Annotated in this window: 10 protein-coding genes; all 10 read right to left on the reverse strand. The window is 48.6% G+C overall.

What is annotated here, in order from left to right:
* Positions 1-304: 304 nt before the first annotated feature.
* On the reverse strand, positions 305-1495 hold the full coding sequence (locus EQU24_RS13175) for an O-succinylhomoserine sulfhydrylase (protein WP_017839060.1): 1191 nt from the start codon (positions 1493-1495) through the stop codon (positions 305-307).
* 56 nt (positions 1496-1551) lie between these two features.
* Complete coding sequence (purF, locus tag EQU24_RS13180) at positions 1552-3060, reverse strand: amidophosphoribosyltransferase (RefSeq protein ID WP_017839059.1); 1509 nt, start codon at positions 3058-3060, stop codon at positions 1552-1554.
* Between the two features lie 21 nt (positions 3061-3081).
* Positions 3082-3597 (reverse strand): CvpA family protein, encoded by a 516-nt coding sequence (locus tag EQU24_RS13185; RefSeq protein WP_040575265.1) that lies wholly within the window; start codon positions 3595-3597, stop codon positions 3082-3084.
* Positions 3594-4604: an SPOR domain-containing protein gene (locus EQU24_RS13190; RefSeq protein WP_017839057.1), complete on the reverse strand. Its 1011-nt coding sequence runs from the start codon at positions 4602-4604 to the stop codon at positions 3594-3596. The genes EQU24_RS13185 and EQU24_RS13190 overlap by 4 nt, the downstream gene beginning before the upstream one ends.
* 9 nt (positions 4605-4613) lie before the next feature.
* Positions 4614-5882 (reverse strand): bifunctional tetrahydrofolate synthase/dihydrofolate synthase, encoded by a 1269-nt coding sequence (folC, locus tag EQU24_RS13195; protein ID WP_017839056.1) that lies wholly within the window; start codon positions 5880-5882, stop codon positions 4614-4616.
* A 206-nt stretch (positions 5883-6088) separates the two neighbouring features.
* Entirely contained in the window at positions 6089-7027 is a 939-nt protein-coding gene (accD, locus tag EQU24_RS13200; RefSeq protein WP_017839055.1) for an acetyl-CoA carboxylase, carboxyltransferase subunit beta, read from the reverse strand.
* A 36-nt stretch (positions 7028-7063) separates the two neighbouring features.
* Positions 7064-7867: a tryptophan synthase subunit alpha gene (gene trpA, locus EQU24_RS13205; protein WP_017839054.1), complete on the reverse strand. Its 804-nt coding sequence runs from the start codon at positions 7865-7867 to the stop codon at positions 7064-7066.
* The gene (gene trpB, locus EQU24_RS13210) at positions 7864-9066 is read right to left on the reverse strand and encodes a tryptophan synthase subunit beta (RefSeq protein ID WP_017839053.1); all 1203 of its coding nucleotides are present in this window, start codon (positions 9064-9066) and stop codon (positions 7864-7866) included. The genes trpA and trpB overlap by 4 nt, the downstream gene beginning before the upstream one ends.
* A 4-nt stretch (positions 9067-9070) precedes the next feature.
* On the reverse strand, positions 9071-9697 hold the full coding sequence (locus EQU24_RS13215) for a phosphoribosylanthranilate isomerase (RefSeq protein ID WP_017839052.1): 627 nt from the start codon (positions 9695-9697) through the stop codon (positions 9071-9073).
* A 756-nt stretch (positions 9698-10453) separates the two neighbouring features.
* Complete coding sequence (locus EQU24_RS13225; RefSeq protein WP_017839051.1) at positions 10454-11212, reverse strand: DUF2231 domain-containing protein; 759 nt, start codon at positions 11210-11212, stop codon at positions 10454-10456.
* Positions 11213-11330 lie beyond the last annotated feature (118 nt).

The following is an 11330-nucleotide window of genomic DNA, read 5'->3' on the forward strand; positions in this document are numbered from 1 at the left end:
ATACAAAACTCTGTGCTGGCAATACCGGTTCCAGAGAGGGTGCGGTTGCTCGATCGACAGGCGTCGGCGGCAGGGAGCCGCCGTCGAGCCTACATGGACGTATTCACGGCGTCCTGTCGGTCGAGTGACCGCACCCTCCGCCACCAGAGAACTTTCATTTGCCGGGGCGATGGCTAGGCCTTCATGAACGTTAGTGTATTTCTTGGACCGAATGCCGAATTAAGGATAAATAATTTCTATATTATGGAGCCAGCAGTGACCCGCTACAAAGCCATAACTCCGAAAAATGATTTGTTACGAAATCCTAAACAAAAGCATTCACTGCTGACAAATCTTTTTTGATGTCCTCGATGTTTTCGAGACCGACCGAAATACGCACCAAACCATCCTTGATTCCCGCAGCGTCCCGCGCCTCAGGCGACAGACGGCCATGTGTGGTGGTCGCAGGATGAGTGATTGTGCTTTTGACGTCACCCAGGTTTGCCGTAATCGAAATCATGCGCGTCGAATCGATTAAATTCCAAGCCGGCTCCTTACCGCCCTTCAATTCGAAACTCACGATGCCGCCGAATCCGGTTTGCTGACGCTTTGCCAACTCATGTTGCGGATGCGATTCCAGACCCGGATAGTGAACCCTTTCTACTCCTGGTTGCTTTTCCAACCAACGAGCTAAATCCAAAGCATTGGCGCAATGTTTTTCCATGCGCAGTGCCAGCGTTTCGAGTCCCGACAGAAAAGCCCAGGCATTAAAGGGACTCATCGTAGCGCCGCCTGTGCGCAAATAAGGATAAATAGCTTTTTCGATGATTTCATCGGAAGCGACAACAGCACCGCCGACACAACGGCCATGACCATCGATATATTTGGTCGCCGAATGGACGATAATATCGGCGCCGAGGTCGAGCGGTTTTTGCAGTGCCGGCGTACAGAAACAATTGTCGACAATGAGCAAGCAATCATGCCGATGCGCTAAGTCGGCAAGCGCTTGAATATCGGCGATTTCAGTCAACGGATTAGATGGCGTCTCCAAAAACAAAAAACGGGTATTCGGTTTGATTGCCGCTTCCCAAGCGGCCAAATCGGTTAAGGCGACAAAATCGCTGTCCACGCCGAACTTTGCAAAATAATTTTGAAACATTAATACGGTATTGCCGAATACACCGCGCGAAACTACCACATGATCGCCCGATTTCAGCAAACCCATGCCTACCGCCATGATTGCGGCCATGCCCGACGCAAAAGCCAGGCAACGCTCACCATTTTCCATCCCGGCTAGCCGTTCTTGAAATGCATTGACAGTCGGATTGGTAAAGCGGGAATAGATATTACCGGGAATTTGGCCGGTAAACTTCAATGAGGCTTCTTCGGCGCTGTCAAACACATAACTGGATGTCGTAAATATAGGAATGCTATGCTCTGCTTCGCCCGTGCGACGATGCCCTGCTCTAATGGCCTGAGTTTCGAGCGAATAATCGTTCCAATCGGTATCTTTCATGTTGCTCCTTTACTCACTCGTGAGACGTTTCTATAGGTTTCCAGCATAGACTTTGCTTAGTCTGAATTCTGTATTTCTATAATAAAATTTTCCGAATTTCTTTTTGCCTGAGCATCATCGTTACGCAAGGCTTGAACATTCTCCAAATAGGCATCGTCGATATCACCGGTAATATATTCGCGGCTGAAGCACGATGTATCGAAATGCTGAATATCTCTATTGCCTCGTCTTACCGCCTCGATCAAGTCCTCTAAATCCTGATAAATCAAACGATCCGCGCCGATCGCTTCGCAAACCTCGTCTTCGGTACGGCCGTGCGCAATTAATTCTTCCACTACCGGCATGTCGATACCGTAGACATTAGGATATCTGACCGGCGGTGCTGCCGATGCAAAATACACTTTTTTAGCCCCGGCTTCCCGGGCCATTTGTATAATTTGTTCCGAAGTTGTTCCTCTGACGACAGAGTCGTCTATTAGTAGAACATTTTTACCGTCGAATTCCAAATCGATCGCATTGAGCTTTTGCTTAACCGATTTTTTGCGCTTTTGTTGCCCCGGCATAATGAACGTCCTACCGATATAACGGTTTTTGATAAAACCTTCTCGGTATTTGACATGAAGTTTGTTAGCCAACTGCAATGCCGCAGTTCGGCTGGTATCGGGAATCGGTATCACCACATCGATATCGTGATCCGGCCAAATACGCATAATTTTATCGGCCAGTTTTTCACCCATTCTCAAGCGGGCCTTATAAACCTGGATATCGTCGATGATCGAATCGGGTCGAGCAAAATAGACATATTCGAACATACAAGGGCAATGATCGACGAAATCGGAACATTGCTTGGTATGCAAGGCACCGGATTCCTCAATGAACACCGCTTCTCCGGGCTCGATATCCCGAATAAGATCAAAGCCCAAGACATCCAACGCGACGCTTTCGGAAGCGATCATGAATTCACTGCCTTTATCGGATTTTCTTTCACCGAATACGATAGGCCGGATGCCGTGCGGGTCGCGAAAGCCTAAGATGCCGAAACCCGCTATCATTACGACGACCGCGTAAGCGCCGCGTACACGCTGGTGAACTCTGGAAACCGCGGTAAACACATCGTCCACAGTCAATTTCAACTTACGCAATTGCTGCAGTTCATGCGCAAAAACATTGAGCAATACTTCGGAATCGGAGTCGGTATTAATATGACGTTGATCTTCGATGAACAAAACGTGTTTCAATGCTTCGGTGTTAGTTAAATTGCCGTTATGAGCCAACGTCAGGCCGAACGGCGAATTCACATAAAAAGGCTGCGCCTCGGCCGAGCTCGTGCATCCGGCGGTCGGATAGCGCACATGACCAATGCCCATATTACCCTTGAGCTTCAACATTTGACTAGTCGTGAAAACATCCCTAACCAGGCCGTTATCCTTACGCAAATGCAAGCGTCCGTTTTCACAGGTCACGATGCCGCTCGCATCTTGCCCCCTGTGCTGCAATACGGTCAACGCATCGTACAGTTCTTGATTAACGTATTTATGAGCAACAATACCGGCAATACCACACATGCTTTAAACCTAAAATTTTAATCAACGATAATTAACATAGCTCATCACGTCTGACGGGATATGTTCCCGTAGCCAAACGGCAAGCGATTGAAAGGGCGGAATCAAAGTCGATTCCTTCCACCAAGCATCTTCGGGAAGCGGCGTCAAACCGGCCAACATGATGCACACCGTGACGACCACCAATCCGCGAGCGATACCGAAAATCATTCCGACAAAACGATCCGACCCGGTTAATCCGGTCTGCTTGACCAATTTTCGTAAAATTAAATTGACCAACGCACCTCCAATCAACACGGCAAAAAACAATGCCGCAAAGGCTGCGGCAATGCGTGCCGAAGGCACGCTAAAAACCGGCTCCAAAAGCGCGGAAAACTCCCGACTAAACGTTAATCCGAGCCAAATCGCGACGACCCACAATACCAGTGAGAAAGCCTCTTCGACAAAGCCTCTAAACAAACCGATCACCAAAGAAATGGAGATCAACCCCAAAATGGCATAATCGACCCAGATCATATCCGCATCTCCTATAAAACTCATTCGGAAACCAGAAAACCTTTCAGACTGTGTTGGCTGTCCAATTGTATCAGTTGCGTTTCAGCCCGTTTTTTATCGAGTTCGGGACCGACACGAAGACGATACGCTTTACCTTGCACGGTATCGACTTCGGTAACGGCGGCAGGAAAACCTTGCGCGCGCAGCTTATCACGAAGTGAATCCGCATTTTCCTGTTTACTGAAGCTGCCTAACTGGATATACCACTTAACCATTCCGGTACTTTGAGTAGGTACACTCTGCGGAACGGCCGATTTGCTTGCTTGCGCCTTAGCAGTTGCCGGTTCAAGAGCTTTGGGCTTATTGACCGACAATAACAAACTATTCAAATTATTGGCGGCATCCAATCGAACTCTGAGCGCCTGAGCTTTGCTTTTATCGGTTTCAGGCCCAACCAAAACCCGATAGGATTTTGCTCCACGGACATCGAACTCCTCAACCGAAGCCGGAAAACCTTGGGAACGCAATTTGTCGCGTAATGCAAATGCATTATCCCTCTTACTAAAACTGCCTGGCTGTATGTACCAAGTCACGAGTTCCGCAATCGGCAATGAAGCGGGCACCTCTGTTTTAGTTTCGGGTACTTTGGCAATCGGAGTCGAATTCGTCGCGGTTTTGTCAACTGTTAACGATTTAGCCGTTTCCGCTTCGACCAAGGAACTCGGTAACGTGGTTTTATCAATAGGTTTGAGCTCCGATCCGTCATCGACAGGCCCCATGTAATCGAGCTCTTCTTGAGTTAATCCTTCGAGCTCGTCGGAAAGCTTTGCAGTTTCGTCAACTGCCACTTCCACCGATTGCGGACGACTGTCCTCCGGAAGACTTTCGGCAGTCTTGGTAAAGGCCTCCACAGGAGGTTCGGGTAAAGTCAATTCGTTGACTATTTGACCACTTTCTTCAATGGGATCGTCAAACAGCATCGGTACAAAAATAGCGGCCAACGCGGTAATGACAACTGCGCCGATCAATCTTTGTTTTAATTCCTGGTCCATCGTTAACCTCTAAGCTAAACCAGCCAAATATTCAGATACTAAAAAGAAAGAGCCGAAAACCAATAATAAATCGTTTTTTCCGGCTTTAGCCTTGGCACTATTCAATGCATCTTGCAATCCGGAAAAACCGAAATCGACAGCCGTAATTTTGCACTGCTCAAAATACTCTTGCATCATCGTCTCGGAAGCGCATCGCGGATTGTCATTTATCGGCGCAAAATACCATCGATGAACCAACGGCTTCATGATATCGATAACGCCCGGAATATCCTTATCCTTCATCATCGCAAAAACGGCATGAATGCGTTTGTCCGGGAAATTATCGCTCAGATAGTCGACCAAGGTCTGAACCGCTTGCGGATTATGCCCGACATCAAGCAAGACTGGTAGTTCGTCATTAATGAATTGAAAACGTCCGGTAAGCTCAACGGATTCGATGCCCCGCCTTATCGAATCCACACTAATCGGCAGTCGTGAAGACATTAGGGTCACGGCCATTACCACAGCAGCCGCATTTCGATATTGATGCTCGCCTTTGAGATTAGGTTCCGGCAATCGGTCGATCTGCCGATCTGGTGTGTACCATATCCAACCTTTCGACTGCTTCCGATAAGCAAAATCGCACCCGATAAAAAAAGCCTGAGACTCGATTTCGTTTGCATATTCGGATATCGAGTCGGGTGGCTCAGGATCACTGATAATCGCAGGAACTTGCTTTCTGAAAATACCGGCTTTTTCACGACCGATCAGCTCGCGCGTTTCGCCGAGCCATTCCGCATGATCGATCCCGATGCTGGAAATAATAGAAACGTCGGGGTCCACAATATTGACGGCATCAAGACGCCCGCCCAAACCTACCTCCAACAATTGCACATCGAGATTGGCCCTGGAAAAAATATCAAGCGCGGCCAAAGTACCGAATTCAAAGTAACTCAACGACACACCGTCTCGCACCGATTCAATACGCTCGAAAGCCGAACAGATCAAATCGTCGCTAACCGGTTTACCGTCAATTTTTATACGTTCGTTATACCTTAAAATATGCGGAGAAGTATATGTGCCGACTCGATAACCTTGAGCCCGATAAATAAATTCTAAAAAAGCCACGCAAGAGCCTTTACCGTTGGTTCCGGCTACCGTGATCGTCGGCGGTTTATCGTAATCCTGCTGTAATGCGCGAAATACGCACAGAACTCGCTCTAAGCCTAGATCGATTGTTTGCGGGTGCAAACCTTCCTGCCACTTCAGCCAGCCCTCAAGCGTATCAAAATGCTTCATCTCAGAAAAATTATGGGGTCCACGAAAACACAAAAAAGCACGAAAGCGCCAACGTAATAGCCAGTCGTGGATCGCCACATCCAATAACTGCAAACTTAAGCCCTATCGCGGACCGATTTTTGTTGTGTCTTTCGTGCTTATCGTGGTCTAACCGCAACTGTAGAATCATTGTGCCGATTATAATTGCTGCCAATTTATAATTACACTCAATCCTGAACGACAGGCAAAGGCTCGGCTTCGGCCAAGATAATAGGCTCGTCTACATTCGGACTTATTTTCGTTTCCATCCGGGAAGCCATCAACATCGCCAGCATAGCAGCAATTTTATCGCGCATTTCACGCCTATCGATAATCATGTCGATTGCGCCGTGCTCTTGCAGAAACTCGCTACGTTGAAAACCTTCGGGCAATTTTTCTCGAACGGTTTGCTCGATGACGCGAGGCCCTGCAAAACCGATCAAGGCATTCGGCTCGGCGACATTGATATCGCCAAGCATCGCCAAACTCGCGGATACACCGCCCATCGTAGGGTCGGTCATACACGAAATAAACGGCAATCCCGCTTCCGACAACCGTGTCAAGGCCGCGCTGGTTTTCGCCATTTGAAACAATGAAAACAACGACTCCTGCATGCGGGCGCCGCCGCTGGCGGTAAAAACAATGAACGGCGCACCGATTTCGAGGCTCTTATTAACGCCTCGCACAAAACGCTCACCGACAACCGAGCCCATCGAACCGCCCATAAAACTAAAATCGAACGCGGCAGCCACGATATCCTTATTCTTGAGCTTACCCTTAATCACTACCAGGGCGTCGCTTTCCTTAGTCTGTTTTTGCGCTTGGCTGATACGGTCTTTGTATCGTTTGGAATCCTTGAATTTAAGCGGGTCGGTCGGTTTGATTTGTTGACCGATTTCTTCTTGACCCTGCTCATCGAGAAATAATGCCAAGCGGACTCTTGCCGATATCCGCATGTGATGATTGCATTTAGGGCACACGCTGGAATTGCGTTCCAATTCGTTGTTATAAAGAATCGCGTTACAATTCGGGCACTTGGTCCATAACCCCTCAGGCACTGCGCCTTTTTTCTTGTTATTCCCGTCTGTTCTGATAGTTGAAGGGACCAGTTTTTCAAACCAACTCATATTTTAAACTCCGAATTCGCTCATGTGATCGACGACTTATTCATCCATTGCGGCGCGCATGGCTTTAAGTAAATCGACTATTTCGGAGCATGCCTGCTCCGGATTATCCAAATTCGCTTCGATTTTACTGATCAAGGCGCTACCGACAACGACACCATCACCTAAGTTCGCCACTGTCTTCGCCGTTTCGGCATCCTTGACACCGAAGCCGATACCGATTGGCAATCGAGTATTGGCACGGATTAACTTCAGCCTTTCCTCGACATCGGCGGTGTTCAAGTGCCCGGCGCCGGTTACACCTTTGAGTGAAACGTAGTAAATATAGCCACTACCCGCCGCATCCATTTTACGAATGCGTTCTTCATTGCTATTAGGCGCCAACAAAAAAATCGGATCGATGCCGCGTTCTTTCAGCAACGAAACACAGAAATCGGCCTCTTCGGGCGGCAAATCGACCGTCAGCACGCCATCGATTTCGACGCGTTGTGCCGCATTGGCGAAATCCTCGTAACCCATTGCCTCGATCGGATTTAAATAACCCATTAACACGACAGGCGTTTGGTCATCCTTTTTCCTGAACTCGGCGACTGCATTGAGTACTTTTCTTAAACTCATTTTATGCGCCAAGGCGCGTTCGCTGGCTTTCTGAATGACCGGTCCGTCCGCCATCGGATCGGAAAACGGTACGCCAAGTTCAATAATATCAACGCCCGCTTCCACCATCGCATGCATCATCGGTACGGTAAAATTCGGATGCGGATCGCCGGCCGTCAAAAATGGAATTAAAGCCTTGCGGCCGGATTTGGAAAGCTCTTCGAATTTAGCGGCTAATCGGCTCACAGTTCTATTCCCTCGCGTTGCGCCAAGGTCATGATGTCTTTATCGCCACGACCGGAAAGATTGATAATAATAATGCTATCTTTAGGCATGGTCGGCGCCAGTTTTGTCGTATAAGCAATCGCATGACTCGATTCCAGCGCAGGAATAATGCCTTCCATTTCGGTTAGATCATGAAACCCCCTTAAGGCCTCATCATCGGTGATGTTGACATATTCGGCACGTCCGGCGTCTTTCAACCAGGCATGCTCGGGTCCGACACCGGGGTAATCCAAACCCGCCGAGATTGAATGCGTTTCGATGATTTCACCATCATCGTCCTCGATTAAATAAGTCCGGTTGCCGTGCAAAACTCCGGGGCGTCCAGCGCAAAGCGGAGCAGAATGACGTCCGGTTTCGACGCCGTCTCCGGCCGCTTCGACACCGTACATCTTAACCGAGGCATCATCGATAAACGGATAAAACAAACCGATCGCGTTCGACCCGCCTCCGACACAAGCGACCAGCGCATCGGGCAACCGCCCGGTCATGGTCAAACATTGTTCTTTGGCTTCGCGGCCGATCACGGTTTGAAAGTCGCGCACCATCGCGGGATAAGGATGAGGCCCTGCGACCGTACCGATAATGTAGAATGTATTGTCGACATTGGTAACCCAATCACGGAGCGCTTCGTTTAAAGCGTCTTTCAGAGTTTTCGAACCCGATTCGACCGCAACGACTTTTGCGCCAAGCAGTTTCATTCGGTAAACATTCAAGGACTGTCGCGCGACATCGACCGCCCCCATGTAAACAACGCACTCGAGCCCCAGCCTGGCTGCGACCGTAGCTGTAGCAACGCCATGCTGACCCGCGCCGGTTTCGGCGATGATCCGGGTTTTCCCCATGCGCTTAGCCAATAGCGCCTGCCCGATCGTATTATTAACTTTGTGAGCGCCGGTATGATTGAGGTCTTCTCGTTTCAAATAAAGCTGCGCACCGCCTAAATGCCGACTCCAGCGTTCGGCATGGTAAAGCGGAGAAGGGCGCCCGACATAATGCTGCAAATCGGCATCCAGTTCGGTTAAAAATTCAGGATCCTGCATATAGCGCAGATAAGCCTCTTCTAACTCTTGAATAGGCCCCATTAATGTTTCGGCAACGAATTTTCCGCCATAAGGACCGAAATGTCCGCGCTCGTCCGGCAAGTTATAATGCTGTGTCATGTTACTAACTTCTATTACCCTCGTTAATTATTCTTATAAATGCCGCCATTTTATCGGCATCCTTAATACCTTTTTCCGATTCTACGCCGCTGCTGACGTCCAGTGCATAGGGTCCGACCGATTCTATTGCCTGCCTGGCATTGCCGGGTTCCAACCCGCCGGCCAAAATAATCGGTTTTGCGCAATCTTGCGGAATCAAATCCCAATCGAAACGGTTCCCAGAACCGCCCTTCACTCCCGGGTGATAGGCATCGAGCAACAGACCGGCAGCCCCGGAATACCGTTTAGCCAAATCAGCTATATCAACGCCCTGCCGCATACTGATTGCCTTGATGTAAGGCTTTTTGTACAGTTCGCAAGCTTCCGGCGGTTCGTCGCCGTGAAATTGCAAACAGTCGATCGACACCCGACTCAACACTTCACGAATACGTGGTTCTTGCTCGTCGACAAATAAACCGACGACACTGGTAAAGGCCGGCAATGCTTCGACAATCGCAAGCGCCTGATCGATATCAACATTTCTTGGGCTAGGCGGATAAAAAACCAACCCGATCGCATCCACGCCTAGATGCGCCGCACGGACTGCGTCATTGACCCGGGTAAAGCCGCAAATTTTAACGCGAGTACGCATAAAGAGATACGATATTTAATAAAAAATTTAGCCGAATAGAATACCATAAAACAAAAGCGCTAAGCTAAGGCTATACTTCGCGTGGTCGTGTTTGAGACTTTTATAACAATGTTATTTTCAAGAAATAACCGAAATCGGCTAACAAATCCAAAGAAAACCTGGACTACTTAAGAACAAACATGAAATAACTTCGAGAAATTTATTGCCTGTCTTTCTTACTCCTTTATATACCCTTTGCTGGTCAAATTTCGGCGCCGGGGTGTCCGTCAAAGGACGCCGTGAAACTTCCATGTAGGCTTGACGTTGGCTGTCCCTTCCGCCTACACCTGTCAATCGAGCCACCGAACCCCAGCAATTCCCAGTTTGAGCAGTTTCGCCGATTTTAGGGTGTGGGGTATGCCTGTCGAGGAACGCCGTAAACCCATCCATGGGGGCTTGGCGGCAGCTCGAACGCCAAGGATGGCGTGTAGTAGGGCAATGCAGGGCAGAAAAATGCTCCTGCATTTTCTGCATTCATTACATCCATGTAACTCAGCAATTGCCGAGGAGCAAAAATCTGCCCTGCTGCCGACATCCTCGCCAAGCATACCCCACACCCTTTTTGATCTCCAAATTGGGAATTGCTGACCGAACCCCCTCCCATAAGTTGTCGAAGTTATTTCATGCTCGTTCTTTAAGACGGTTTTTTCAATCAAAAGGGAGTAAATTTCGTAGATATTAATTTCGGTCAATATCGGAGCATCATCGAGAAAACATTCAATGCTGATGACTGTGGTCTGACTCAGAATGTTCGTGGCTGTCAGGTGAAGGTGAAGCGGAATGCTCATGATCAGCCTCATGACTATGTTCGGTCGTATGCGAGTGCTCGAGCTCATGATTATGCTCGGTGGTATTGTTCGAATGGCCGTGCTCATGAGCGCTTGCCTCTGAAGCATCCACCGCCCCTTCGACCGCAACACCGTAACGATAGACCATCAATCCGCCCAAATCGGCGCCCAAAACGACCAACACGGACAGACCCGCCGACAGCAATAGAAAAAAACCGTTAGCCGCACCTTTAAGCGAACTGCCGGCCAACAGACGCCAAACCGATAACAACGCCGATAAGCTTAACACCATAATACCAATTTGCTCATGCCTTTCCATGATGTCATGAACATTACCTCCGTGAGCAACCGTTTCGGCAGCCTGTAAACCGGTATAAACAGTCACTGCTGCGCCAATCGTCCCAAAATAAAGCATCGCCGAAGCGGCACTGCGCCAAACCGGGTTACGAATCAAAGTCCCTAATAAGTCGAGAATAAAAAAACCGATCAATAAAGCGATTGGAAAATGTACTAGCAAAGGATGAATATTATCCAATTCAGCGATTCCCGGAAATATATTCGCAAATATGTCCGAAGGCTCTTGTGCAGCAAGGCTTTCCAGAAATCCTAAAAAATGCCCGACAGAATCGGCGACTCCGCCGCCATGATCGGCGCCGCCATGAATTTGAAAAGAATAAAAGTGATTCACATCAATTACGCTATGTTAAGTTTCGAATAAACACAATGTACTCGAAATCGTCGGAATTGCAAACTGCTAGAAAGCGATAAAGCAGACTTGTAAGACTTCATCCTACCGAGTTTTGAAA

The sequence above is a fragment of the Methylotuvimicrobium buryatense genome (assembly GCF_005931095.1).
Taxonomy (GTDB): Bacteria; Pseudomonadota; Gammaproteobacteria; order Methylococcales; family Methylomonadaceae; genus Methylotuvimicrobium; species Methylotuvimicrobium buryatense.